The 26264-nt window shown below is 73.3% G+C and carries 22 protein-coding genes; 6 read left to right on the plus strand and 16 right to left on the minus strand.

The genetic code is table 11. The features are described from left to right. Window positions 1–187 precede the first annotated feature (187 nt). Window positions 188–4765, plus strand: a complete 4578-nt coding sequence (locus tag EV385_RS06945) for an ATP-dependent helicase (protein WP_130508697.1) — start codon at window positions 188–190, stop codon at window positions 4763–4765. A gap of 30 nt (window positions 4766–4795) precedes the next feature. Here EV385_RS06945 and EV385_RS06950 read toward each other — a convergent pair whose 3' ends face one another. Continuing rightward, a complete protein-coding gene (locus tag EV385_RS06950; protein ID WP_130508698.1) occupies window positions 4796–5008 on the minus strand; it encodes a hypothetical protein in 213 nt (70 codons plus the stop codon). Window positions 5009–5352: 344 nt separating this feature from the next. Between EV385_RS06950 and EV385_RS06955 the strand changes: the two genes are divergently transcribed. Next, on the plus strand, window positions 5353–6138 hold the full coding sequence (locus EV385_RS06955; RefSeq protein ID WP_130508699.1) for an SAM hydrolase/SAM-dependent halogenase family protein: 786 nt from the start codon (window positions 5353–5355) through the stop codon (window positions 6136–6138). Window positions 6139–6175: 37 nt separating this feature from the next. Next, window positions 6176–6967: a DNA-formamidopyrimidine glycosylase family protein gene (locus EV385_RS06960; RefSeq protein ID WP_130508700.1), complete on the plus strand. Its 792-nt coding sequence runs from the start codon at window positions 6176–6178 to the stop codon at window positions 6965–6967. Here EV385_RS06960 and pspM read toward each other — a convergent pair. From pspM to rimO, 6 genes are all read right to left on the minus strand, one after another. Beyond that, window positions 6964–7725: a phage shock envelope stress response protein PspM gene (gene pspM, locus EV385_RS06965; protein WP_130508701.1), complete on the minus strand. Its 762-nt coding sequence runs from the start codon at window positions 7723–7725 to the stop codon at window positions 6964–6966. The genes EV385_RS06960 and pspM overlap by 4 nt on opposite strands. Before the next feature lie 43 nt (window positions 7726–7768). Next, window positions 7769–8641: a PspA/IM30 family protein gene (locus tag EV385_RS06970; RefSeq protein WP_130508702.1), complete on the minus strand. Its 873-nt coding sequence runs from the start codon at window positions 8639–8641 to the stop codon at window positions 7769–7771. A gap of 312 nt (window positions 8642–8953) precedes the next feature. After that, the gene (locus EV385_RS06975; protein WP_130508703.1) at window positions 8954–9412 is read right to left on the minus strand and encodes a helix-turn-helix domain-containing protein; all 459 of its coding nucleotides are present in this window, start codon (window positions 9410–9412) and stop codon (window positions 8954–8956) included. A 157-nt stretch (window positions 9413–9569) separates the two neighbouring features. Then, the gene (locus tag EV385_RS06980; protein WP_130508704.1) at window positions 9570–10067 is read right to left on the minus strand and encodes a CinA family protein; all 498 of its coding nucleotides are present in this window, start codon (window positions 10065–10067) and stop codon (window positions 9570–9572) included. Between the two features lie 10 nt (window positions 10068–10077). Continuing rightward, a complete protein-coding gene (pgsA, locus tag EV385_RS06985) occupies window positions 10078–10692 on the minus strand; it encodes a CDP-diacylglycerol--glycerol-3-phosphate 3-phosphatidyltransferase (protein ID WP_130508705.1) in 615 nt (204 codons plus the stop codon). Further along, the gene (gene rimO / locus EV385_RS06990; protein WP_130508706.1) at window positions 10689–12155 is read right to left on the minus strand and encodes a 30S ribosomal protein S12 methylthiotransferase RimO; all 1467 of its coding nucleotides are present in this window, start codon (window positions 12153–12155) and stop codon (window positions 10689–10691) included. Before rimO ends, pgsA begins: the two co-directional genes overlap by 4 nt. A 166-nt stretch (window positions 12156–12321) precedes the next feature. Between rimO and EV385_RS06995 the strand changes: the two genes are divergently transcribed. Continuing rightward, a complete protein-coding gene (locus EV385_RS06995) occupies window positions 12322–13533 on the plus strand; it encodes a glycosyltransferase 87 family protein (RefSeq protein WP_130508707.1) in 1212 nt (403 codons plus the stop codon). Here EV385_RS06995 and EV385_RS07000 read toward each other — a convergent pair. From EV385_RS07000 to EV385_RS07040, 9 genes are all read right to left on the minus strand, one after another. Next, complete coding sequence (locus EV385_RS07000) at window positions 13519–16083, minus strand: FtsK/SpoIIIE family DNA translocase (protein ID WP_130508708.1); 2565 nt, start codon at window positions 16081–16083, stop codon at window positions 13519–13521. The genes EV385_RS06995 and EV385_RS07000 overlap by 15 nt on opposite strands. 42 nt (window positions 16084–16125) lie before the next feature. Next, on the minus strand, window positions 16126–16542 hold the full coding sequence (locus EV385_RS07005; RefSeq protein ID WP_130508709.1) for a DUF2784 domain-containing protein: 417 nt from the start codon (window positions 16540–16542) through the stop codon (window positions 16126–16128). A gap of 543 nt (window positions 16543–17085) precedes the next feature. Next, the gene (locus EV385_RS07010; RefSeq protein ID WP_130508710.1) at window positions 17086–18540 is read right to left on the minus strand and encodes a S1 family peptidase; all 1455 of its coding nucleotides are present in this window, start codon (window positions 18538–18540) and stop codon (window positions 17086–17088) included. Between the two features lie 113 nt (window positions 18541–18653). Continuing rightward, window positions 18654–20342: a ribonuclease J gene (locus EV385_RS07015; protein WP_130508711.1), complete on the minus strand. Its 1689-nt coding sequence runs from the start codon at window positions 20340–20342 to the stop codon at window positions 18654–18656. After that, entirely contained in the window at window positions 20339–21262 is a 924-nt protein-coding gene (gene dapA / locus EV385_RS07020; protein WP_130508712.1) for a 4-hydroxy-tetrahydrodipicolinate synthase, read from the minus strand. Before dapA ends, EV385_RS07015 begins: the two co-directional genes overlap by 4 nt. A 66-nt stretch (window positions 21263–21328) precedes the next feature. Next, window positions 21329–22330: a metallophosphoesterase gene (locus EV385_RS07025; protein ID WP_130508713.1), complete on the minus strand. Its 1002-nt coding sequence runs from the start codon at window positions 22328–22330 to the stop codon at window positions 21329–21331. A gap of 51 nt (window positions 22331–22381) precedes the next feature. Then, window positions 22382–23125 (minus strand): FAD-dependent thymidylate synthase, encoded by a 744-nt coding sequence (gene thyX, locus EV385_RS07030; protein WP_207230065.1) that lies wholly within the window; start codon window positions 23123–23125, stop codon window positions 22382–22384. Between the two features lie 100 nt (window positions 23126–23225). Continuing rightward, on the minus strand, window positions 23226–23756 hold the full coding sequence (locus EV385_RS07035; protein ID WP_130508715.1) for a DUF2752 domain-containing protein: 531 nt from the start codon (window positions 23754–23756) through the stop codon (window positions 23226–23228). A 5-nt stretch (window positions 23757–23761) separates the two neighbouring features. Further along, complete coding sequence (locus tag EV385_RS07040) at window positions 23762–24985, minus strand: winged helix-turn-helix domain-containing protein (protein ID WP_130508716.1); 1224 nt, start codon at window positions 24983–24985, stop codon at window positions 23762–23764. 73 nt (window positions 24986–25058) lie between these two features. On the opposite strand from EV385_RS07040, the gene EV385_RS07045 reads away from it, so the two are divergent. Continuing rightward, complete coding sequence (locus EV385_RS07045; protein WP_165449409.1) at window positions 25059–25586, plus strand: GNAT family N-acetyltransferase; 528 nt, start codon at window positions 25059–25061, stop codon at window positions 25584–25586. Between the two features lie 14 nt (window positions 25587–25600). Further along, a complete protein-coding gene (locus tag EV385_RS07050; protein ID WP_130508718.1) occupies window positions 25601–26158 on the plus strand; it encodes a GNAT family N-acetyltransferase in 558 nt (185 codons plus the stop codon). Window positions 26159–26264: the final 106 nt, after the last annotated feature.

Consider the following 26264-nt stretch of genomic DNA (forward strand, 5'->3'; position numbering starts at 1 on the left):
GAAGACGATACCGACCGGCCACGAGCGTACGCCTGACCGCCATGAGCCCCCACCGTCCCGTCGACCTCAGGATAGGTGTGGGTAACTCCGCGCGGAACGTCGATCACCCGGCCGCCGCACGGAGCACGGGCGGAGACATTCGCCCTGCCCCCGGATTCCTGTCGTACCTCCGGGGCAGGATGAAGGCGTGCGGGACGAGTTGGAGGTGTTCGGGCCGGCCACACGCGAGTGGTTCCGGGCCGCCTTCGCCGCGCCCACGGCCGCCCAGGTGGGCGCGTGGCGGGCGATCGGCGCGGGGCACAATGCGCTGGTCGTGGCCCCGACCGGCTCCGGCAAGACGCTGGCCGCGTTCCTCTGGTCGCTCGACCAGCTGGCCCGCGAGCCGGTGCCCGCCGATCCCCGGCACCGCTGCCGGGTGCTCTACGTCAGCCCCCTCAAGGCCCTCGCCGTGGACGTGGAGCGCAATCTGCGGGCCCCCCTGACGGGTATCCGACAGGCCGCGGGGCGCCTCGGCCTGCCACCCCCGGAGATCACGGTCGGGATGCGTACGGGCGACACTCCCGCCGACGAGCGGCGGCTGTTCGCGCGTACCCCGCCGGACATCCTGATCACCACTCCGGAGTCGCTGTTCCTCCTGCTCACCTCGGCCGCCCGCGACTCGCTGCGCGGGGTGGAAACGGTGATCATCGACGAGGTGCACGCGGTCGCGGCCACCAAGCGCGGCGCCCACCTGGCGCTGTCCCTGGAGCGGCTCGACGCGCTGCTGCCCCGGCCCGCACAGCGGGTCGGCCTGTCCGCCACGGTCCGGCCGATCGAGGAGACGGCCCGGTTCCTCGGCGGGGCGCGCGAGGTGCAGATCGTCCAGCCGCGCAGCACCAAGACGATCGAGGTCGGGGTCGAGGTGCCGGTGGAGGACATGACCCGGCTCGACGAGCTGCCCGAGCAGGACGCGGATCTGCCCGGCGGACATCGGCACACCCCGTCCATCTGGCCCGCGGTGGAGGAACGCGTCCTCGACCTCATCGAGGCGCACCGGTCGACGATCGTGTTCACCAACTCGCGCCGGGGCGCCGAGCGGCTGTGCGCGCGGATCAACGAGCTGGCGTACGAGCGGGCCGACCCGGCGGCCGCCGCCGCCGCGGCGAGCCTGCCCGCGCCCCCGGGCGCCCCGCCACCGCGCATGCCCGCGCAGGTCATGGCGCAGGCCGGGGAGGCCGGAGGCGCACCGCCCGTAGTGGCCCGCGCTCACCACGGCAGCGTCTCCCGCGAGGAGCGTAAGCAGATCGAGGAGGCCCTCAAGTCCGGCCGGCTGCCCGCCGTCGTGGCCACCTCCAGCCTGGAGCTGGGCATCGACATGGGCGCGGTCGACCTGGTCGTGCAGATCGAGGCGCCGCCGTCGGTCTCGGCCGGGCTCCAGCGCATCGGCCGGGCGGGCCACCAGGTCGGCGCGGTGTCGCGCGGGGTGGTGTTCCCGAAGCATCGCGGGGACCTGCTGTCCTGCGCCGTGGTGGCGGAGCGGATGGGCGCTGGCGCGATCGAGGAGCTGCGCTACCCGCGTAACCCGCTGGACGTGCTGGCGCAGCAGATCGTCGCGATGGTCGCCCTCGACACCTGGGCCGTGGGCGAGCTGGCCGCGCTGGTGCGCCGGGCCGCGCCGTTCGCGGAGCTGCCCGACTCGGCCCTGCACGCGGTCCTCGACATGCTGTCGGGGCGGTATCCGTCGACGGCCTTCGCGGAGCTGCGCCCCCGGCTGGTCTGGGATCGCGGCACGGACCAGCTGACCGGCCGTCCCGGCGCCCAGCGTCTGGCGGTGACCAGCGGCGGCACCATCCCCGACCGGGGCATGTTCGGCGTGTTCCTGGCCGGCGCCGAGCGTGCCTCCCGCGTGGGCGAACTCGACGAGGAGATGGTCTACGAGTCGCGCGTGGGCGACGTCTTCCTGCTCGGCTCGACGTCGTGGCGCATCGAGGACATCACCCCGGACCGGGTGCTGGTCTCCCCCGCCCCCGGCGCGCCGGCCCGGATGCCGTTCTGGAAGGGCGACACGCTCGGGCGCCCGGTCGAGCTGGGCCGGGCGATCGGCGCCCGGCTGCGGGCACTGGCCCGGGGCGGCGACGAGGCGGCCACCGGCTCGCTGCGCGCCGCCGGGCTGGACGAGTGGGCGGCCGGCAACCTGCTGGCGTACGTGCGGGAGCAACGCGAGGCCACCCGGCACCTGCCGGACGACCGCACGGTCGTGGTGGAGCGGTTCCGCGACGAGCTGGGCGACTGGCGGATGACCGTGCACTGCGTGCTCGGCGCCCGCGTCAACGCCCCCTGGGCGCTGGCCATCGCCCACCGCCTCAGCGAACGGTACGGCGTGGACGGTCAGGTCATGCCGTCCGACGACGGGATCGTCGTGCGCCTGCCCGACACCGCCGACCAGCCGCCCGGCGCCGAGCTGGTGGCCTTCGACCCGGAGGAGATCGCCCAGCTCGTCGAGGAGTCGGTGGGCAGCTCGGCGCTGTTCGCGTCCCGGTTCCGCGAGTGCGCCGCCCGGTCCCTGCTGCTGCCGCGCCGCGACCCGCGCCGCCGCCAACCGCTGTGGCAGCAGCGGCAGCGTTCCGCGCAGCTGCTCGACGTGGCCCGCGAGTTCGCGGACTTCCCGGTGACGCTGGAGGCCGCCCGCGAATGCCTCCAGGACGTCTTCGACGTACCCGGCCTGGTCGCCCTGATGCGGGAGGTCGCGGGCCGTAAGGTCCGCCTCGTCGAGGTGGAGACACCCCGGCCGTCCCCGTTCGCCCGCTCGCTGCTGTTCGGCTACGTGGGTGCCTTCCTGTACGAGGGCGACGCCCCGCTGGCCGAGCGCCGCGCCGCCGCCCTGGCGCTCGACTCCACGCTGCTCGGCGAACTACTGGGCCGCGTCGACCTGCGCGAACTGCTCGACCCGGCCGTGGTGGCCGAGAGCGAGGCGCAGTTGCAGTGGCTGACCGACCGGCGCCGCGCCCGCGACGCCGAGGACACCGCGGAACTGCTCCGCCTGCTCGGCGACCTGTCCGAGGCGGAGCTGGCCGCCCGCGGAGTGGACCCGCGGTGGCTGTCCACCCTGGAGGGTGCCCGCCGCGCCATCCGGATCCGGGTCGCGGGCGAGGACCGCTGGATCGGCGTCGACGACGCGGGCCGCTACCGCGACGCGTTGGGCACGGCCCTGCCCGTGGGTATCGCCGAGGCGTACCTGGAACCGGTCGCCGACCCGCTGGGCGATCTCGTCGCCCGCTTCGCCCGCACCCACGGCCCGTTCGCGGCCGCCACCTGCGCCGCCCGCTTCGGCCTCGGGACCTTCGTCGTGGAGCAGGCGCTCAAGCGGCTCAGCGCCACCGGCCGGGTGGTGTCGGGCGAATTCTCCCCCGGCGGGGCGGGCACCGAGTGGTGCGACGCCGAGGTGCTGCGCCTGCTGCGGCGGCGTTCGCTGGCCGCCCTGCGACGCGAGATCGAGCCGGTGCCACCGCAGGTCCTGGCGGGGTTTCTGCCCCGCTGGCACCAGATCGGCGGCAACGCCCGGGGGGTCGACGGGGTCGCCGCCGCGGTGGAGCAACTGCAGGGCGTCGCCGTGCCGGCCTCGGCGTGGGAGCGGCTGGTGCTGCCCGCCCGGGTGGCGGACTACTCACCGGCGTTCCTGGACGAACTGTCCGGCGGCGGCGAGGTGCTGTGGGCCGGCAACGGGTCGATCCCCGGCGGGGACGGCTGGGTCACCCTCGCCTACGCGGACTCCGCCCCGCTGCTGCTGCCGCCCCCGGATGACGAGCTGGCCCTGTCCCCACCGCACCGGGCGATCCTGGACGCCCTGGAGGGTGGTCAGGCGCTGTTCTTCGGCGCGCTCAGCGACCGGGTCGGCGCCGACGACGACCAGCAACTCGCGGCGCTCGTGTGGGATCTCGTCTGGGCCGGGCACCTGACCAACGACACGTTCGCACCGCTGCGTGCGCTGCTCGGCGGCAGCGGCGCCCACCGGGCCCGCGCGGCGCCCGCCCGGGGCCGGTACCGCCGCCCGGGGCGGCCACACCTGCCCAGCCGCGGTGGCCCGCCCGCCATGGCCGGCCGCTGGTCGCGCCTGCCGGAGCGCGACCTCGACCCGACCCGGCGCGCCACGGCCGTCGCGGATCTGCTGCTGGAGCGGCACGGCGTGGTGACGCGCGGCGCGGCCGCCGCCGAAGGGGTCACGGGCGGGTTCGCCGCCGTGTACCCGGTGCTGAGCGCCCTGGAGGAGCGCGGCGCGGCCCGCCGTGGCTACTTCGTCGAAGGGCTGGGCGCGGCGCAGTTCGCGGTGCCCGGGGCGGTGGATCGGCTGCGCGCCCTCGCCGAGCCCGCCGAGCCGGCGCGACGCACCGGGGCCGCCGCGGTGGTGCTTGCCGCGACCGACCCCGCCAACCCGTACGGTGCCGCGCTGCCGTGGCCCGGCCGGGTGGTCGACAGCGGGGACGGCACACCGGCGGCCGCCACCGGCCACCGCGCGGGCCGCAAGGCGGGTGCCCTGGTCGTCCTCGTCGGCGGCGAGCTGGTGCTGTACGTCGAGCGGGGCGGCCGTACCCTGCTGTCCTTCGCCGACGACCCGGAGGCGCTGCTGGCGGCCGGTCAGGGGCTGGGGGCGGCCGTGCGCTCCGGGGCGCTCGGAGTGCTCAGCGTCGAGCGCGCCGACGGAGAATCCGTGCACGCGTCACCGCTGCGCGACGCCCTCACCGCGGCGGGTTTCCGGCCGACCCCACGAGGGCTGCGCCTGCGCGCCTGAGCACGAACCGCGAGGGCCATCAACCGTGGGTCACACCCCGTGCGCTGCGCGCTTGCGCTCCCGCTGTTCGCGGCTCCACTTCTTGCGCGCTTCGAGATCCCGGTGCCACGCGTCGCGCGCTTCCTGGGTGTCGCCCTCGATCGCGTTGTCGACGGTCGCCGGGCCGGCCATGAACTTGTAGAAGGCGTTCCAGATCGGGCCGCCCTCGCTCGGGTCACGCGGGTCTTTCCGGTGCCATGACATGACGAACCTCCACCGCCCGCGGCGGGCTCGCGCAGCTCGCCGAGGCATCCGCATTCCTGGCTGCCTACGCGATCAGGTGATCACGGGTCGCCGGTGTCGCCGGGAACAGTGGGCCGCGCGATCCCGGGCGGCGCGCGATCAGGAGACCGCTGGAGTGCGGGACCGACTCGGACCGGGTCGCTCGAACGCGCCAAGGACTGGTGTCCCGCTGAGGAGCAGCCTACCAAGGTGGCCGGACACCAGACGCGGATCGCCCAATGCCGAACCGGGTCTCGCCGAACGCGGGCGACGCGCCCGGGCGGCCCTGCTCCGCACGCACCGTGTCCCCCGACTAACGTTGGGCCATGGGCGGCTATGGATGGATCAGTCTCACGACGGACTACGGGACGTTCGACGGCTTCGTGGCCGCGTGCCACGGCTCGATCGCGCGGATCGCCCCGGAGGTCCGCGTCATCGACGTGACCCACCACGTGCCCCCCGCCGACGTGGCGCGCGGCGCCGCCGTCCTGGCCCAGACCGCGCCGTACCTGCCCGCGTCGGTGCACGTGGCCGTGGTCGATCCGGGCGTGGGGACCGCTCGGCGCGGCATCGCGATCGGCACGGCGAACGGCGTACTCGTGGGCCCGGACAACGGCCTGCTGGTGGCGGCGGCGGAGGCGCTCGGCGGCATCGGCGAGGTGGCGGCACTCGCGAACGAGGACTGGTTCCTCGGCGACATCTCCCGCACCTTCCACGGCCGGGACATCTTCGCCCCGGCCGCGGCGCGGATCGCGCTCGGGGCGATGCTGGCCGACGCGGGCCCCGCCGTCGACCCGGGCTCGCTCGTGCGGCTGCCGGATCCCGTGGTCGCGATCGGCGACGGCTGGCTGGAGGCGGAGGTCGTCACGGTCGACCGGTTCGGCAACGTGCAACTCGCGGCCGGCGGCGCGATGCTGGCCGGTCTGCCCCCGAACCTGACCGTCTGCGGCGTACGCGCCCGGTTGGGTGCCACGTTCGCCGATGTGCAGCCCGGCGACCTGGTCGTCTTCGAGGACTCCGCGGGCCAGGTGGCGATCGCGGTCAACGGCGGCCGGGCCGTGGTCGTGTTGTCCGTGCGTCCCGGAGACGTGGTACGCATCGCGGAACGCTGACCCGCCGACACGCGACAAGTCCGGGCAGGATGGGGTGATGCCCGAGGGCGACACCGTCTGGAACACGGCCCGCGTACTGGAACGCGGGCTGGCCGGCGACGTGCTCACCGGCTCGGAGCTGCGGGTGCCACAACTGGCGGCCACCGACCTGACCGGCTGGCGCGTCGCCGCGTCCGCCAGCCGGGGCAAGCACCTGCTGCTGCGGCTGGAACGCGACGGCGAGCACCGGACGCTGCACTCGCACCTGCGCATGGACGGCTCCTGGCGGGTGTTCCCGCCAGGCGGGCGCTGGAGTGGCCCCCCGGCGCACCAGATCCGGGTGGTGCTGCGCACCGGGCGGTCCGTGGCGGTCGGTTACCACCTGCACGAGGTCGCACTGTTTCCGACCGCGGACGAGGCGCGCCGGCTCGCGCACCTCGGCCCGGATCTGCTGGGCGACGACTGGGACGCGGACGAGGCGGTGCGCCGGATCGCGGCCGCCCCGGAGACCACGATCGCGGAGGCGCTGCTGGACCAGCGCAACCTCGCGGGCGTGGGCAACCTCTACAAGTCGGAGACGCTGTTCCTGCGCGGCCTGTGGCCGTGGACGCCGGTGTCCGCCGTGCCCGACCTGATCGGCACGGTACGGCTGGCGCAGCGCCTGCTGGCCGCGAACCGCGGACGTTGGACCCAGACGACCACCGGCTCACTGCGCAGAGGCGAGACCACCCACGTGTACGGCCGGCGCGCCCACCCCTGCCGACGGTGCGGCGCCGCGATCCAGAAGGCGGAGCAGGCCGAGCGGGTCACCTACTGGTGCCCGCGCTGCCAGCCCGCTCCCCCGTCCTAGACGGCGGGGTGGCGGCGCAACTCGGACAGCCCTTCGGCGATGCCGCGCATGCGGTCGGTCGCCTCGATCAGCCTGGTCAGGGTCGGGTGCCGCTCGTCCACGACCGGCTGGCCGTCCTCGGCCACGTACCCGGCGGCGGCGGCGACCAGCCGCTCATAGGCGGTGACCCCCTCGGTGAACTGCCCGGCCAGGCTGTCGTGCGAGCTGGCCAGCACCGGCCGCTGGTCCACGGGGCTCAGCGGGATGGCGCGCTCCACGCTGGCGACGCGCTGCCCGAGGTCGCGCAGCCAGCGTTCGGCCACCGCCGCCTCCAGGACGGCCGCCTCGCCGGGGCCGGTGAGCCGGCCCGCGAGGGCGGAGAGGGTGCCGGCCGCCCGGTCGAGGCGGTCCCACGCCTGGGCGACCGCGGAGCCGCGCAACGCGTACCGGGTGCGCTGGCGGCGCAGCTCGTGCACGACCGTGCGGCCCGCGGGGAAGCGTTCGACGGCGGCCACCAGCCGCTGCCCGGCGAGCGCGGGGTCGGGCGGGGGCGGGGCGGGCAGGGCGGCGAGGGCCTTGTGGTCGCGCCAGCGCCAGCCGGCCAACGCGACCGAGGCGCCCGCGGCGGCCGCCCAGGCCGCGTCCGCCAGGCCGATCCCGGCGTACGGAGTGAGCACCGCCGCGGCGGCCGCGAGCCCGCCGCCCATCACGCTCCACCGTCGCGCCGAGTTGCGCAGCCGCCGCAACCGACGGAAGTACCGGGTCCGCTCGTCCACCATCGTCCCCTCACCCGATCCGAGATGTTCCGGGTCCGCTCGGCACTCAGCCGGCGGCGCTGGTGTCCCCCCGCTTCGCGTTCATGCTGGCCCGGATCTCGTCGAGCCGGGCGACGCTGGCCGGGTCGGCGGCCTGGGTGGCGGCCGGTGCGGCGGCCTGCTCGACGGCGGGCTGAGCCGGGGCCGCGCCCAGCTTGTCGCCGGCCATGCTGGCGCGGATCTGGTCCAGCCGGGACTGGCCGGCGAGGTCGAGGCTGGACTTCTGCACCTCGAGCATCCGGCCCTCGACGGAGTTCGCGGCCAGTTCGGCGCGGCCCATCGCGTTGGCGTACCGCTGCTCGATCTTGTCGCGCACCTCGTCGAGCGAGGGGGTGTTGCCGGGGGCGGCCAGCGAGGACATCGACTCCAGCGACCGGGCGACGGTCTCCTGCATCTTGGCCTGTTCGAGCTGGCTGAGCAGGCGGGAGCGCTCGGCGATGCGCTGCTGCAGCACCATCGCGTTGTTCTCCACCGCCTTGCGGGCCTGCCCGGCGGCCGACAGCGCCTGGTCGTGCAGGGTCTTCAGGTCCTCCATGGCCTGCTCGCCGGAGACGAGCTGGGTCGCCAGAGTCTGCGCGGTGGCCTCGTACTTCTGCGCCTCCGCCTCGTCGCCGCCGGCCCGTGCCCGGTCGGCCAGCACGAGCGCCTGGCGGGCCATGCCCTGCAGCTTCTCGACCTCGCTCATCTGCCGGGACAGCTTCATCTCCAGCTGCCGCTGGTTACCGATGACCGCGGCGGCCTGCTGCACCAGTGCCTGGTGTTGCCGTTGGGCGTCCTCGATCGCCTGCTGGATCTGAACCTTGGGGTCGGCGTACTCGTCGATCTTGGCGCCGAAGAGCGCCATGATGTAACGCCAGCCCTTGACGAACGGGTTCGCCATCTCGCGGTATCCCCTCAATGTCACCTGGTCGGACACGCCATCGACGCCGGTCTGATCGGCTGCGGGGCGCGAGCTCCATGGTGTCAGCTCGACGCCACCGGCGTCACGTGACCTACGGGGGATCTCAGGGCTATCCCTTAGCGCCCGGGGTCCCCGCTACGAGGCTACGCGCCGTGGACCCCGGAACGAAGGCCCAGGCGGCGGCAAGGACCGCCCAGGGCGCCGGAGGGCGCGACGGCACCACGACCCATCGTGGCGGCGGGCCCGCGACGTCGGTGACCTCGGACGGCGAAGGCGGCTCTCAGGCGGCTCTCAGGCGGCGTAGATGACGCCGCGTTCGCGTTTGCGGGTGGCGCGCAGCGTGGCCTTGAGCGGGGTCTCCTGGTGCACGGAAACGGACACCGTGCCGTCGGTCGCCACCTGGCGCACTGCGGCGTCGGCGGGCGCGGCCTGAGCCGGGGCCACCGCCGCGGGCTGGACCGGCGCGACCGAGGTGGCCTCGCCGCCCTCGACCGGCACGAGCACACCCTGCATGCCCTCGGCGAGCTCCAGCGTGCTGCTCACCTCGCGCAGCAGCTCGGACAGGCGGGCGCCCAGGGCGTCACAGATCGCGGCCAGCAGTTCACTGGACGCTTCCTTCTGACCGCGCTCGATCTCCGACAGATAGCCCAGGCTGACGTTGGCGGCGGTCGACACCTCACGCAGCGTGCGGTGCTGCCCCTGCCGGCGCGCCCGAAGTGCGTCACCGATCACCCGGCGTAGCAGGACCATGACACCTCCTCCTGCGGCGGGGCCGCCGGCACACGCCGGAGGCTTCCCGCAACCGTACCCGCTGCCGGCCACGCCGACATCCCGCCCCGCCGAAAACCGGGGTACCCCCTACCACGCGGTCCGTGCCACGTTTCCGGCCGGGTCGACATTGCGCAGCTCAGGCCGGTGTTGCGTCGGAAACCGCGCGCAACGAATCGACGAGCAGGTTCAGCGCTGCGGTCACGCTTTCGGTCCGGACCCGCTCCCGCGGCCCGGAAAGGCGCAGTTCCCGTACGGTCGCCCCCGGCGGACCGGCGACCGCGACATAGACCAGGCCGACCGGCTTGCCGCCCTGCGGCTCGGGGCCCGCCACCCCGGTCGTGGCCAGGCCCCAGTCGGCGCCGCACCGCCGCCGGGCGCCCTCCGCGAGGGCGCGGGCGACGTCCGGATCGACCGGTCCGCGCGCGGCCAGCAGTTCCTCCGGTACGCCCGCGAGGCTGTGCTTGAGATCCGTGGCGTACACCACGAGGCCGCCGCGGAACACCGCGCTGACCCCCGGGATCTCCACCACGGTCGCCGCCACGAGGCCGCCGGTCAGCGATTCGGCCGAGGCCAGCGTCTGCCCCCGCTCCACCAGCGTGTGTACGGCCGCGGCCGCGGCCACCCGGAGATCCACGGCACCGAGTCTATTCGCCGCCGGTGACCGCGCCGGCGCCCGCCCCGCGGCGCAGGCGCACCGCCTGCACGATGTAGTCGACGCCGGTCAGGATCGTGACCGCGACAGCCGCGCCCATCAGCCACGGGCCGACGGCCACCAGCGACGCCGGCATGGGCCACAGGTACCAGGCGATCGCGGCGATCTGCAGCGCCGTCTTGACCTTGCCGCCCCGGCTGGCGGGGATCACGCCGTATTGGATGACCCACAGGCGCATGGCCGTGATGCCCCACTCGCGCAGCAGGATCAGCGCGGTCACCCACCAGCTCAGCTGGTCGTACGCGGACAGCAGCACCAGCGCGGTGCCGGTCAGCGCCTTGTCCGCGATCGGGTCGGCCACCTTGCCGAACGAGGTCACCAGGTGGAACCGGCGGGCGATCCACCCGTCCACGAAGTCGGTCGCGGAGGCGAGGCAGAACACCAGGCAGGCCGCCATCCGCCAGCCGGGCTCGGTCATCTCGGACGCGACGACCAGCACCAGGAAGACCGGCACGAGCACCAGCCGGATCGCGGTGAGCAGGTTCGCCGCGTTGTACAGCGAGACCCGCCGCGGCACGGCGGCGACCGGCACCGGCTCGTTGGTCACCGGGCGGCCGTCGAGACCGTCGGGGCTGCGGAGACCATCTCGACCGGTACGGCCACCAGGTCGACGCCCTCGGTGCCGGTGACCCGGGCCCGGACGAGGTCGCCGGGGCGCAGCGCGGCCAGGTCCACGCCCGCGTCGCCGGCCACCAGGGTGGTCGAGCCGTCCACCTCGGGGGCCTGGTGTTCGGCGCGGCCCTCGACCTCGCCGTCGTCGATCGTGTCGACCAGCACCTCGACCAGCGAGCCCAGCCGCTCCTCGGCCCGCTGCGCGCACAGCTCGTCGGCGAGCGCGCTGATCCGGTCGTACCGTCGCTTGACCGTGTCGGCGCGGACCTTGCCGGGCAGCCCGGCGGCCTCCGTGCCGTCCTCGTCGCTGTAGTCGAAGACGCCGATGGCGTCGAGCCGGGCGGCGCTCAGGAAGCGGACCAGCTCCGCGACGTCGCCGCGGGTCTCGCCGGGGAAGCCGACGATGAAGTTGCTGCGGGCGCCCGCCTCGGGGGCCAGCGCCCGGGCGGTGTCGAGCAGCTCCAGGAACCGCTGCGTCGAGCCGAAGCGGCGCATGCGGCGCAGCACCGGCTCGCTGGAGTGCTGGAAGGACAGGTCGAAGTACGCCGCGACCCCGGCAGTGGTGGCGATGGCCTCGACCAGGCCGGGGCGGGTCTCGGCGGGCTGCAGGTAGCTGGCCCGGACCCGGACGATGCCGTCGATCGCGGCGAGCTGCGGCAGCAGCTTCTCCAGCAGCCGCGGGTCGCCCAGATCCTTGCCGTACGAGGTGCTGTTCTCGCTGACCAGCACCAGTTCGCGGACGCCGGTCTTGGCCAGCCACTCGGCCTCGGCCAGCAGCTCCTGCGGGTCGCGGGAGACGAACGCGCCCCGGAACGCCGGGATGGCGCAGAACGCGCACCGCCGGTCGCACCCGCTGGCCAGCTTCAGGCTGGCGACCGGCCCGGAGTCGAGGCGGCGGCGCAGCACCTGGCGCAGGTGGGCGGGGGTGTGCTCGTCCACGGTCGCGTGCCCGGGCACGACCACGGCGGCGGCCTGCCGGTGGACCGGGGTGAGCGGCAGCAGCTCGCGGCGGTCCCGGGGGGTGTGCGCGTCGAACCGCTCCCCCGCCAGCACCCCGTCGAGGCGGGCCGCGATGTCCGGGTAGTCGTCGAAGCCGAGCACCGCCTGCGCCTCGGGCAGGGTGTCGGCGAGCTCCCGGCCGTACCGTTCCGCCATGCAGCCGGCCGCGACCACCTTGGCCCCGGTGTCGGCGGCCGCCAGCAGGGTCTCGATCGAGTCCTGCTTCGCCTTCTCCACGAAGCCGCACGTGTTGACGAGCACCACGTCGGCACCGTCGGCGTCGGTGCTGACCTGCCAGCCTCCCGCGTCGAGGCGGGCGGCGAGTTCCTCGGAGTCGACCTCGTTGCGGGCACAGCCCAGGGTCAGCAGGGCTACGCGGCGGGCGGGAGTGGCGGACACCCCGCCAAGGTTACCGGTCGGTGGTGGCCAGCCGGTTCGCCGCACGGCCGGTGTGACCGCACTGCGCCGGGTGCCGGGCCGACATCGTCCGGTAACGCCCGCGACGACCGGTGTTCAGCGGGGCCCGTTACCGTCGCCGACCGGCACGGGGCGACGAGGGAGATCGATGCTGCGGGAACGGGTACGGCGGCTGCGGGCGGTGCCGCCGGCGGAGTTGCTGCTGATCGTGGTCCTGGTGGGGCTGGCGTTGGCGGTGCGCCTGGTGGGGCGGCACGAATTCACGGCGGACATGCGGATCTTCGCGGTCTGGTACGGCAAGCTCGAGGCCGCCGGGGGTCTGCGCGGTCTCGGTGAGCCGATCGGCAACTACAACGCGCCGTTCCTCTACCTGCTGGCGCTGCTGACGTACGTGCCCGGCCCGCTGGTCGTCAAGGCCAAGGCGTTGTGGCTGGTGTTCGACGCGCTGCTGGTGTTCTTCACGTACCGGATCGTGGCGCTGCGCCACCGGAGCTGGCGGGTGCCGCTGCTGGCGGCGTTCGTGATGGCGTTCCTGCCCACCGTCGTGATCAACAGCTCGTTCTACGGGCAGTGCGACGCGATCTGGGGCGCGTTCGGACTTGGCGGGGTGTACTACCTGCTGCGCGGGCGGCCGTGGTGGGGAGTGTCACTGTGCGCGGTGGCGCTGGCCTTCAAGCCGCAGGCGATCTTCCTGTTTCCGCTGCTCGGGCTGCTGGCCCTGGCGGGACGGCTGCCGTGGCGGACCCTGCTGGCCGTGCCCGCCGTGCTGGTGGTCCTCGACCTGCCCGCGCTGCTGCTGGGGCGCGACCCCATCGACCTGCTGACCCTGTACAGCCCGGCGCGGCAGGCGTCGTGGGTGTCCGCGCTGACCTCCAGCGCCGCCTCCGTGTACGCGTTCCTGCCGGTCACCACCCGGCTCGACGCGGTCCGGGCGCTCGGCGACGTGTTCGCGGTCGCCGTGGTCACCGGCGTCTGCTGGATCCTGGTGGCCACCCGGGCCCGGCTGGACGCGGCCCGGATCGTCACGGCGGCGGCGTTCTTCGCGATGGTGGTGCCGTGGCTGCTGCCCGGCATGCACGAGCGCTACTTCTACCTGGCGGACGTGCTGACCGTGGTGCTGGCGTTCTACCGGCCACGGCTGTGGTTCGTTCCGCTGCTGGTGCAGGTGGCGTCGCTGCTGTCGTACCTGCCGTTCCTGTTCTGGAACACCCGGCACGGCCCGTTCGTGGATCTCAAGGTTCTCGCCGCGCTGCTGTTCGCGGCGCTGCTGACCACCGGATACGCGCTGCTGGCAGACGTGCGGGCGGCCCCGCGCATTCCGGCGCCCCGGCGCAGCGCCGAAGTGCTAGTCGACGCGTAGCGCGGCGAGCGTCTCCTCCAGTTCGTCCGGCTTGACCAGCACGTCGCGGGCCTTCGAACCCTCGGAGGGCCCGACGATCCCCCGCGTCTCCATGAGGTCCATGAGCCGGCCCGCCTTCGCGAAGCCGACCCGCAGCTTGCGCTGCAGCATCGAGGTCGAACCGAACTGCGACGTGACGACCAGCTCGATCGCCTGGATCAGCACCTCCAGGTCGTCGCCGATCTCCTCGTCGATCTCCTTCTTCTTGTCCTGCGGCGGCGCGGTGACGTCCGGGCGGAACTCCGGCTCCCGCTGGTCCTTGCAGAACTTGACGACGGAGGCGATCTCCTTCTCGTCCACCCAGGCGCCCTGGATGCGGATCGGCTTGGAGGCGCCCATCGGCAGGAACAGGCCGTCGCCCCGGCCGAGCAGCTTCTCCGCGCCCGGCTGGTCCAGGATGACCCGCGAGTCCGCCAGGGAGCTGGTGGCGAACGCCAGCCGGGACGGCACGTTCGCCTTGATCAGGCCGGTCACCACGTCCACCGAGGGCCGCTGGGTGGCCAGCACCAGGTGGATGCCCGCCGCGCGGGCGAGCTGCGTGATCCGGACGACGGAGTCCTCGACGTCGCGCGGGGCGACCATCATGAGGTCGGCCAGCTCATCGACGATCACCAGCAGATACGGGTACGGCTTGATGACCCGCTCGCTGCCCGGCGGGGCGGTGATCTCCCCCGCGCGTACCTTGCGGTTGTAGTCGTCGATGTGCCGGACCCCGTTGGCGGCGAGGTCGTCGTAGCGCATGTCCATCTCGCGCACGACCCAGTCCAGGGCGTCCGCCGCCTTCTTCGGGTTGGTCACGATCGGGGTGACCAGGTGCGGGATGCCCTCGTACGCGGTCATCTCGACCCGCTTCGGGTCGACCAGCAGCAGCCGCACCTCGTCCGGGGTGGCCCGCGTCAGCAGCGACACCAGCAGCGAGTTCAGGCAGGACGACTTACCCGCGCCGGTGGCACCCGCGATGAGGATGTGCGGCATCTTCGCCAGGTTGGCGACGACGAACCCGCCCTCGATGTCCTTGCCGAGCGCCACCAGCATCGGGTGGTGATCCGCGGTGGCGGCGCGCGAACGCAGCACGTCGCCGAGGGCCACGTTCTCCGGGTCGGTGTTGGGGATCTCCACGCCGACCGCGCTCTTGCCCGGGATCGGGCTGAGGATCCGCACATCCGGCGACTTCACCGCGTACGCGATGTTGCGCGACAGCTGGGTGATCCGCTCGACCTTGACGCCCGGCCCGACCTCGACCTCGTAGCGGGTGACCGTCGGACCCCGGGTGAACCCGGTGACCGCCGCGTCGATGTTGAACTGGTCGAACACCCCGGTCAACGCCGCCATGATCTCGTCGTTGGCGCGGCTGCGCGTCTTCGGCGCGGCGCCCGTGCCGAGCAGCTTCGGCGGGGGCAGCCGGTAGTCGCCCTCCACCGCGGAGATGTCGAGCTGCTCGGCCCGCGTCGGGGGCAGCGGCGAGTGCTCCGGCGGCTCCGGGGCCTTGCGGCTGGCGGGCAGCTTCCCACCGCGCGGCAACGCGACCGTGTCGTGCACGATCGGATCCTCGTCGCCGTCCGGCTCGTCCGGACCCAGACCCAGATCCGCCAGCGAGCCCTGGCGGCGCCGCGCCGGGCGCCTCGTCTTGACCGGCCCGCCATCGTCCTCGTCGGACTCCAGGCCGGGCTCGGCGTCGTCCAGCCGCGGCTCCGGGGCCGCGGAACGGCCCAGGATCATGTCGGCCAGCAGCATCAGGCGTTCGGGAATGCGGCTGATCGGCGTCGCGGTGATCACCAGCAACCCGAACAGGAAGAGCAAAATCAGCAACGGTACGGCCACCCACGCGGTCACCGCGCGTTCCAGCAGGGCACCGACGCCGTACCCGAGCAGGCCGCCCGCCTTGGTGATGGCGACGTCGTCGGCCGGTTCCCGGGCGATGTGCAGCAGGCTCGCGGTCGCCATGACCAGCGCGCCCCAGCCCACCAGGGACCGGCCACGGTGTTCGGGGTCGGCGGGGCGGCGCATCAGCCGGACCGCCCCGTACAGCAGCAGCAGGGGCAGCAGGACGGCGAGGCCGCCGAAGAACAGGCGTACGGCGTCGGCGAGGCGGGCGCCGACCGGGCCGGCGCTGTCCGCCCACACCGCGACGCCGACGAGGATGGCGAGGCCCAGCAGCAGCAGGCCAGCGCCGTCGCGGCGGTGCTCCGGGTCGATGTCGCGCGCGGTGGCGGCCTGGCGGCCGACGCCCCGGGCCGCCCAGCCGACCCCGTGCGCCACCCCCATCCACACAGCGGCGAGGCCCCGGCCGACCCCGGTGGCCACCGCCGACCCCACGCTGGGGCGGCGGGCGCGCGACACGGTACGGCCCCTACGGGCGGAGGTGGTCTTGCGGGCGGCGGTCTTGCGAGCGGCGGAGGTCTTGCCGGCGGCGGGAGTCTTGCGGGTGGGCTGGGGAGTGCGCGCGGCACCGGCGCCGCGTGAGGTGGACGCGGCGCGGCCCCGGCTCGCCGGAGGAGTACGGCCCGCCATGTGAAACACCGTAACGGGGCCGTGCAGGTGTGCCCAGCAGGCTCACCGTGACCGGCATTCACTTTCGTCACGCCCGGCCGGGACATCGACGGTGGGTAGCGCGGTTCGGCGGCGGGCCAGCCGGACACCGAGGCCGACCCAGGAGGTGAGCACGATCAGCGCCACGACCAGCCGGGCCGCGACCTCGTGACCGTGCGGGTAGAAGACGCCGGCGATGTGGTTGTCGAGGAAGCCGCCCACCCGGGGTGGCTCGCCCAGGGCCTCCCGGCCGCGATCCTCCAGCCAGGTCAGCGGGCACAGGCCGTCGAACACGACGATGGTCAGCAGCCACAGCGCACAGGCGGCGTGCAGCCAGATGGTGCGGGGCCAGCGCCAGGCGAGGAAGCCGCCGAACACCCCGTACGCGAGGAAGGCGAAGTGCACGCCCACCGCGGCGGCGACGAGAATCCGGTAGCCCACGAACCAACGGTAGCCGCACCGTCACCCCAGCCCCCGGCCCGCACCGGCGACCCTTGTCCCCGCCCAGGATCTTGAAGACCTCAGGTCAGCTCCTCACCCAAACTCCACACAAACCCGGCCCGCCCCTATGCCCGACGGCGTCCGCGCCAGCAGCCAGACTCGCCACCCGAGATCTTGAAGACCTCAGGTCAGCTCCTCACCCAAACTCCACACACACCCCGAGCCCACCCCGCGACCCACCGGCGCCCACTCCAGCAGCCAGACTCGCCACCCGAGATCTTGAAGAGTTCAGGTCAACTCCTCACCCAAACTCCACACAAACCCGGCCCGCCCCTATGCCCGACGGCGTCCGCGCCAGCAGCTAGGTTCGCCGCCCAGATGTTGAAGAGCTCAGGTCATGTCCAGACCCGAACTCCGCACACAGCCAAGCCCACCGCCTGATACGACGTCCATCCGGGGCGGGTGGGTCTGGGGGCGGACATGGAGCTGCCCGCGTCGGACGGAGGAAGACCGACGCGGGCAGCTGGCCCTGAAGGCAGCGTCTCAGCGGTGGTGGCGGCGCTGCCCGCCGTTGCCGTTGCCCTGCTGCTGGCCGTCGCCGGCCTGCTGCCCACCGGCCTGCTGACCGTCACCAGCCTGCTGGTCACCATCCTGCTGGCCGCCCGCGTCGGCGCCCTGCTGGGCACCGCCCTCGTCGTCACCCTGCTGGGCACCGCCCTCGTCGTCACCCTGCTGGGCACCGCCCTGGTCGTTGCCCTGCTGGGCGCCGCCGTTGGCCGGCGGGTTGTCGGAGCCCTGGGCGGGCGGGGCCGCCCCACCCCCGGCGCCGCCCGTCGTCACCAGCGTGACGCCGGTGCGCTGCAGAATCTCGTTCACGGGCTGGAAGAAGGTCTCGCCGCCGACCCTGCAGTCGCCGGAGCCGCCGGAGGTGACGCCCTGCGCCTGGTCGCCGGTGAGCCACGGGCCGCCCGAGTCGCCGCCCTCCGCGCAGGCGTCCGTACGGGTCAGGCCGGTGACCGCGCCCTCCGGGTAGTTGACCGTCTGGTTCTTGGCCAGGATCGTGCCGCAGCGCAGGCCGGTCGTGGAGCCCGAACGGCAGACCGCGGCACCCACGGGCGCCTCGGCACTGCCCGCCACGGGCAGCGCGTTGCCGTTGAAGTCGTCGACGAACGGCTGGAAGGTGTCGGCGTTGTCGACCCGCACCACGCCCAGGTCCGCGTTGCCCGGGAAGACGGAGGCGACGGTCTCGCCGGCCGGCTGCTGGTTCAGGTCGGCGGTGTCGTCGCCGCGCTTGCCGCAGTGCCCGGCGGTGAGGAAGCCGCCCTCGACCGCGAAGCCGATCGAGCACCGGCCGGTGCCCCCGGCGACGCTGATGAAGTACGGCTGGCCGCCGATGACGTCGGCCAGCGGCTTCGGCCGGGCCTTGGCCTCCACGACCTTCACCGCGTCGGCGGGCAGACCGGCGTCCTCGGCGAGGTCGCGCGCCTGGTCAGCCTCACCCGGCAGCGCCTGCACGGCGATCTTGTTCGAGGCCACGTCCACGTACCAGCCGGGCAGGGCCCGATCGGCGCGGGTGGCGGCGGCGTCCAGCGCCTTCTTCGCGGTGTCGAGCTGGGCCGCGCTGCGGTCGACGACCTTCGCGGTGGCGCCCGCGGCGCGCGCCCGGGCCGCCATCGCCGGGTCGGTCACGGCGACGTTGAGGGTCATGCCGCCGTCGGTGAGCCACGAGCCCGCCCACGTCGAGCCGGCCTCCGTACGCAGCTGGGCGGTCACCCCGCTGGCCCACTTCGCCCGCTGGACCATCGCGGTGGCCTGGCCGGCGTCGACGCCCAGGTCCCGCTTCATCGCGGCCAGCAGCTGCGGGGCCACGCGGCTCGTCGTGCGCGGCGCGGCACCGGGCGACGTGTTCGTGCCCGCCATCGACGGCAGCGTGAACGCCACCGCCGCTCCCGCTGCCGTCACCGTCGCCGCGATCGCGACGACCGTTCTCCGCTGCATCCGTAACTCCCCTCGCCTCGCGCGCCGTTGGAACGACGCCGTGACCCGAGATACGGAAGGGAGCTGGAAACGGTTGAAGAAATCAGATATTCACCGGAAACAATGCCGCTGCGTCACACCTCGACCACGGTGGGCACAATCATGGGGCGGCGGCGGTACGCGTCGTTCACCCAGCGACCCACCGTGCGGCGAACCACCTGTTGCAGCTGGTGGGTGTCCGTGATGCCGTCCTCGGCGGCCCGGTCCAGGGCGGCGGTGAGCAGCGGGAGCACCGCGTTGAACGCCTGCGGGTCCTCGGAGAAGCCCTTGGCCGCCACCGTCGGCTCCCCCACCACCTTGCCGGTAACCGAGTCGATCACCACGGTGGCCGAGATGAAACCGCCGTCGCCGAGGATCCGGCGTTCGGTGAGCAGGGACTCGCTGACGTCGCCGACGGCCAGGCCGTCCACGTACACGTAGCGGTTCTTGAGGCGGCCGACATGGCGGGCGTGGCCCTCCACGAGGTCGACGACGTCGCCGTCCTCGCACAGCACCACCCGGTCGGGCGAGACCCCGGACTCGATGCCGAGCTGGGCGTGGGCGCGCAGGTGCCGCCACTCGCCGTGCACCGGCATGAGGTTGCTCGGGCGGACGACGTTGAGCAGGTACATCAGCTCACCGGCGGGGGCGTGACCGGAGACGTGCACCTTGGCGGTGTCCTTGTGCACGACGGTGGCGCCCGCGCGGGCCAGCTGGTTGATCACCCGGTAGACCGAGGTCTCGTTGCCGGGCACCAGCGAGCTGGCCAGCACGACCGTGTCGCCGGGTTCGATGGTGATGTGCCGGTGATCGCCGGTGGACATGCGGCCCAGCGCGCTCATCGGCTCGCCCTGCGACCCGGTCGACATGAACACGATCTCGTCGGGCGGCAGCGTGGTGGCCTCGTCCAGGCTCACCATCAGGCCGTCGGGGATGTGCAGCAGGCCCAGTTCGCGGGCGATGCCCATGTTGCGCACCATGGAGCGGCCGATCAGCGCGACCTTGCGGTCATATTCGTACGCGGCGTCCAGCACCTGCTGCACCCGGTGCACGTGCGAGGCGAAGCTGGCCACGATGATGCGGCCCCGCGCCTTTCCGAAGATCGCGCCGATCACCGGGCCGATGTCGCGTTCCGGGGTGACGAAGCCGGGGATCTCCGCGTTGGTGGAGTCGGAGAGCAGCAGGTCGACGCCCTCGGCGCCGAGCCGGGCGAACCCGGCCAGGTCGGTGATCCGCCCGTCCAGCGGCACCTGGTCCATCTTGAAGTCGCCGGTGTGCAGGATCAGGCCCGCCGGGGTGCGCACCGCCACCGCGAGCGCGTCCGGGATGGAGTGGTTGACCGCGAAGAACTCGCACTCGAACGGCCCCAGACGTTCGCGCCGTCCCTCCTTGACCGTCAAGGTGTACGGGTCCAGCCGCCGCTCGGCCAGCTTCGCCTCGACCAGAGCCAGCGTGAACTCCGAGCCGACCAGCGGAATGTCCGGCTTATGGGCCAGCAGGTACGGCACCGCCCCGATGTGATCCTCGTGACCGTGCGTAAGCACGATCGCCTGGACGTCCTCGAGCCGGTCCAGGATCGGGGTGAAGTCCGGCAGGATCAGGTCGACGCCGGGCTGCTCCACGTCGGGAAAGAGCACCCCGCAGTCGATGACCAGCAGCTTGCCGCTGTACTCGAAGACCGTCATGTTGCGGCCGATCGCGCCGAGGCCGCCCAGCGGTATCACCCGCAGTGCGCCCTCGGGCAGCGGCGGGGGTGATTCGAGTTCCTGATGCGCGTGGCTCACGCAGTTTCCTCAATGGTGTCGGGGGCGAGGGGAAGTCCGGCCGCCGCGGCGTCGGAGATCAGCTGGTCGATCTCGGCCCGGCTGGCGTCGACCAGCGGCGAACGGACCGGTCCGGCGGGCAGCCCGCGCACCGTCAGCCCGGCCTTGACCAGGATCGTGCCCGGGGCCCGGAAGATCCCGGTGAACAGCGGCAGCAGCCGCTGGTGCGCGGTCAGCGCGGTCGCGACGTCACCACGCTCGTACGCCTGGATCATGTCCTGGGTCTGCGCGCCGGTGAAATGCGTCGACGTGCCGACCACCCCGACCCCGCCGACCGCCAGCAGCGGCAGGGTGGTGGCGTCGTCGCCGGAGTAGTAGGCCAGGTCCGTGCGGGCAAGCACCCAGGAGCTGGCGGTGAGGTCGCCCTTGGCGTCCTTGACCGCGACGATGCGCTCGTGCTCCGCGACGCGGCACATCGTCTCGGTGGCGATGGCGATGCCCGCGCGGTGCGGGATGTCGTAGACCATCACGGGCAGACCGGCCGCGTCGGCCACCGCCAGCAGATGCCGCGCGACGCCCGCCTGGGGCGGCTTGTTGTAGTACGGCGCCACGACGAGCAGTCCGTGCGCCCCGGCCTTCTCGGCGGCGCGGGCCAGCTCGATCGTGTGCGCGGTGTTGTTCGTGCCCACGCCCGCGACCACCTGGGCCCGGTCGCCGACCGCCTCCAGGACCGCACGCAGCAGGGTGTCCTTCTCGGCGTCGGTGGTGGTCGGCGACTCGCCCGTCGTGCCGCTGATCACTAGGGCGTCGTTGCGCTGCTCATCCACCAGGTGCGTCGCCAGCTTCGCCGCGCCGTCCACGTCGAGGGAGCCGTCCGCGGCGAACGGGGTGACCATGGCCGTCAACAGCCGCCCGAAGGGGCGCGCGGGGTCGTGCGTCATACCCCCAACCTATCGGACGGCGTGGCCGACGTGCCGGGACCTCGTCGCTGCACAGGCCCGCCGCGCTCAGCGGACCGGGAACGGCACACCGGCGAGCGTGAACTCGTTGCGACCGTCGATGAGGTGTGCCGGACATTCTCCGGTGGCGGCGCAGTACGGCGAAAATGTTCGCACCGACACGGTACCGGCCCGGGTGTCGAAGGCCATCGTCCGCAGGTAACTGTTCTCGTTGACCCGCGGCAGGCTGTACGTCTGGTAGTCGGCCTGGATCTGGTAGACCGGGTTCCCCGCGTCGCCCGCGTCCACCCGGCGCCCCACCCGGGTGTAATGGCCGGACAGGATGAACTGGACGTTGGCGTGCCGCCGCCCCAGCGCCTGCCAGATCCGTTCGCCGGTCGCCGTGCGGGCGTCGCCCTGCTGGTACTCGTGCGTGTTGATGATCACCTGGCGATCCGGGTGCCGCGCGATGACCCGGTTCGCCCAGGCCAGCTCGTCGTCGGTCGGCCGGAACTTGAGGTTCAGCACCAGCCACCGCACACCGCCCGCCCGGAACGCGAACCAACTGTTGTCCATCGTCCGGGCCGGATGGCTGGCCCGGTAGGTCGGCGTCCGGCGGAACGCCGACCACGGAAAGTAGGTGTTGAACATGACCGTGCTGCGGTCGTGTTCGATTCCGGGCCACGGATCGCAGGTCGCCTCCGGGGTGCAGGCCCAGGCGTCCAGATCGTGGTTGCCGACCGTGACCGCGTACGGCACGACGCCGTCGAGCCGGTGCATCGCGGCCGCGGCCCGCTCCCAGTCCGAGATCCGCGCCGGCCACTCCACGAGGTCGCCGAGGTGGATGACGAACGGGATGCCCAGGGCGTCCCGCTGCTGCGCGATCCACTCAGTCTGGGCGTTGAACAGCTCCGGCTTGTTCTGCACGGCCAGCTGGGTGTCCGGGATGACGACGAGGGTGAAGGTGGGGTCGACGTACCCGCCCGCCGCCGCCGAGGTGGCCGGGACGAGGGGGGCCATCAGGACGACGACGATCAGCAGGGCGCGCCGCCACCGGGGAACGCGGGTCACTCCACGGTGATATCAGGCCCGCGGCACCGACTCGAGCGTGAAATGCCGGATTCAGCCCTGCGCGGCGTACGGGCTCGCGGCGACCTCGGAGCCGTCGGGCAGGGTGGAGATCACGAAGTCGGCGAAGACGTTCGGCGCGACCCGCTGGAGCTGCCGCAGGCACTCGATCGCCAGCTCACGGATCTCCACGTCGGCGTGCTCGGTGGCCCGCATCGCGACGAAGTGCCGCCAGGCCCGGTAGTTTCCGGTGACCACGATGCGCGTTTCGGTCGCGTTGGGCAGGATCGCCCGGGCCGCCTGGCGGGCCTGCTTGCGCCGCAGGGTCGGGTTGGGCTCGTCGGCGAACCGCTGCTCCAGCCCCTCCAGCAGCTCGTTGTACGCCTGCAGGCTGGCGTCGGCGGCGGCCACGAACTTCTTGTGCAGCTCCGGGTCGTCCGCGATCACGGCGGGCTCGACCATGGCGGCCTCCCGCTCGGGCACGTACCGCTGGGACAGCTGCGAGTACGAGAAGTGCCGGTGGCGGATCAGCTCGTGGGTGAAGGAGCGCGACACCCCGGAGAAGTAGAACGACACCGTGCCGTGCTCGAGCACCGACAGGTGCCCGACCTCGAGGATGTGCGCCAGGTAGCCCGCGTTGGTGGCGGTGGCCGGGTTCGGCTTGCGCCAGGACTGGTAACAGGCCCGGCCGGCGAACTCGGCGAGCGCCTGCCCGCCGTCGGCGTCCGTGCTCCAGGCGACGTCGTCCGGGGCCTCGAACTGGGTCCAGGCGATGAGCTTGACCTGCGGCGAGACGATTTCCGGCACGGGGGGCGCTCCAATCAGCGGAAGGTTCCGTCAGACTCTAAACGGCGGCGTTCCAAGATCCGACTCGGGTCAACCCCCGGCGAGACGCGCCTCAGACGTACAGCGCGGTGAAGGGTGCCCACGGGAGGTTGCGCAGCACCGTGAAGACCCCCCAGATCCCGATGAAGACGCCGAGCGTCGTGGGGCTGAGCCGCAGCTGGGGCAGGCGCCAGCCGAACAGTCGCCGACCGGCCCACGCCACATACATGTACAGCAGGAACGGCACCACGAAGACGAACAGCGCGTGGTGGCGAGTCGCCGCGGGCAGGTCGCCGTGCAGCAGATACCAGGCGGCGCGGGTGCCGCCGCAGCCCGGGCAGAGGAAGCCGGTGGTGTACTTCAGCAGGCAGGTGGGCACCGCACCGGCGGCGACGTCGGTGGGGTGGACCGCCAGCGTGTAGCCGACCGCGCCACCCATGCAGGCCAGCATCGCGACCGGCGCGGCCCAGACCGGTGACTCGCGCCACCGGCGCTGCAGGAACCGGGTGAACCTGTCCTGCTGCGGCGCGGGGGGTCCGGCGGGCGCCGTGGCCCAGGCGGGGGGTTCGCCCGTGGCGACCCCGGGCTCGGTCACGCTGCTCATGGCCGTCACGGTACACCCGGGGCACCGCCCAGCAGCACGGCCGAAAGGGAGCCTGCGAGGTCGCCGCGCTCGGGCTTGGCGATGGACTCCAGTCCCAGCCAGACCGCGAGGCGGCGCAGCTCCACGGCCAGCGCGGCGGCCGTCTCGTCGGGGTCGGCACCCGGCTCCAGCCACGCGGCCGGGATCTGCAGCACCCCCGCCTTGCGGTCCGCCTTCAGGTCGACCCGGGCGGCGAACCGGTCCCCCAGCAGGAACGGCAGCACGTAATACCCGTACTGCCGCTGGGCGGCCGGGACGTAGATCTCGATCCGGTAGTTCAGGTCGAACAGCCGCTGGGTGCGCCCGCGCTCCCAGATCAGCGGGTCGAACGGGCTGACCAGGGTGGCGGCCCCCACCCGCCGGGGCAGCCGGGCCTCGCGGTGCAGGTAGGCCACCGGCTTCCAGCCCCGCACCGTGACCGGCTGCAGCACCTCCGCCTCGACCAGCTCGGCCAGCGCCGGCTTGAACCCCGCCACCGGCAGCCGGAAGTAGTCGCGCAGCTCCGTCTCGGCGGCCACGCCGAGGGCCTGCGCGGACAGCTCCACCAGCGCCCGGAACGCCTCGGCCGGGGTGGGGGTGGGAGCGTCCAGCACGGCTCGGGGCAGCACCCGCTCGGGCAGGTCGTAGCGGCGGGCGAAGGAACTCGTCCGGTCGGCGGCGGTGACCGCTCCGGTGTAGAACAGCCACTCCAGCGCCTGCTTGACCACGGACCAGTTCCAACCCCAGTGGCTCTTGTCACGCGGGGCGTCGTGCTCGATCTGGGCGGCGGTGAGCGGGCCACGGTCACGCACCTCGTCGAGCACCCACGCCACGAGGTCGGGCTGCTCGCGCACCACGCGGGTCATGCTGCCCCACGCGTACGCCTGGGCGTCGGCCATCCGCCACCGGAACAGCGGCTGCAGGTCGACCGTGATCAACGACGCCTCGTGGCCCCAGAACTCGAACAGCTCCCGGGGACGCCGATACGCCGCCCGCTCCAGCAGCGTCGTCGGGTAGGGCCCCAGCCGGCTGTAGAGGGGCAGGTAGTGCGCGCGCTGCAGGACGTTGACCGAGTCCATCTGCAGCAGGTGCAGGCGGCCCAGCACCCGGCGCAGGTGTCGCATGTCCGGCACCCCGCCCGGGGCGCGGTCGACGAAGCCCTGCGCCGCCAGCGCGATCCGGCGGGCCTCGGCGGCGGTGATCGTGTCCATCGACGGGCACGTTAGCCGCCACCTCCGACAATTTCGGTCGCCCGGCCGCCCCGGACGGGCTACAAACGGGGACATGCTGGTCCTACGGGAGCTCACCGACGCCGACGTCGATCCGGTCGCCGCGCTGCACGTACGCGCCTGGCAGGCCGGATACGCCGGAATCGTGCCCGCCGACGTGCTGGACGCGCTCGACCCGGCCGACTTCGCCCAGCGGCGGCGGGCCCTGCCGGCACCGCCCGGCGCCCGGACCCTGGTCGCCGAGGACGACGGGGTGATCGTGGGTTTCGTGTCGTTCGGCCCGTACCTGGTGAACGACACACCCGAGTTCGACGCCGCGATCGGCCAGGTCTACGCGATCTACGTGGAGCCCGGCCGGTGGCGCGGGGGTGCCGGCCGGGAGTTGATCACGGCGGCCCGGGCCGGGCTGACCGCGGCGGGTGCCCGGGAACTGCGCCTCTGGGTGCTGGCGGACAACCAGCGCGCCCGCCGCTTCTACGAGCACGCCGGCCTGAGCTACGACGGCACCGACGACTTCTTCACCCCCCAGGGGAGCACCACCCCGCTGGCCGAGGTCCGGTACGCGGCCCCGCTCGCCGGATAACTAGGCTGCCCCGCATGGCACTCGGCTTCGTCCGTCCCGCGCGTCCCGAGGACGCCGAAGAGATCGCCCGGCTCCAGCTCGCCACGTGGCGCACGGCGTACCGGGGGATGGTGCCCGCGCACGTGCTGGCCGAGCTGACCGAGGCGGATCTCGCGGCGGGATGGCGGGAGGCGATCACCGCGGCACCGTCACCGCGGCACCGGGTGCTCGTGGCGATGGAACAGAACGAGTCCGCCTCCTGGCTGGTCGGGTTCACCGCGTCCGGTCCCGCCGACGAGCAGGCGCTCGCGCCGGAGGAACCCCCGCTGGCCGAGAGCGTCGCGGCGATCACCGAACTGCTCGTGGAGCCGAGGTGGGGGCGGCGCGGGCACGGCAGCCGGCTGCTGGCGGCCAGCGTCGACACCTGGCGTACGGATGGCTTCACCGCCGCAGTGGCCTGGGCCTACGACGGCGACCAGGCCACCCGCAAGTTCCTCGGCGGGGCGGGCTGGGAGCCGGACGGCGCCGCCCGCGCCCTCGACGTGGAGGACATGCTGGTGCCGCAGCTACGGCTACACGTGGCCCTGGGCTGAGATCTGGGACGAAAGGGCCGAGGTCTGGGACGGAGGGGCTGGGGTCTGGGACGGAGGGGCTGGGGTCTGGGACGGAGGGGCTGGGGTCTGGGACGGAGGGGCTGGG

The organism is Krasilnikovia cinnamomea (assembly GCF_004217545.1).
Classification (GTDB): Bacteria; Actinomycetota; Actinomycetes; order Mycobacteriales; family Micromonosporaceae; genus Actinoplanes; species Actinoplanes cinnamomeus.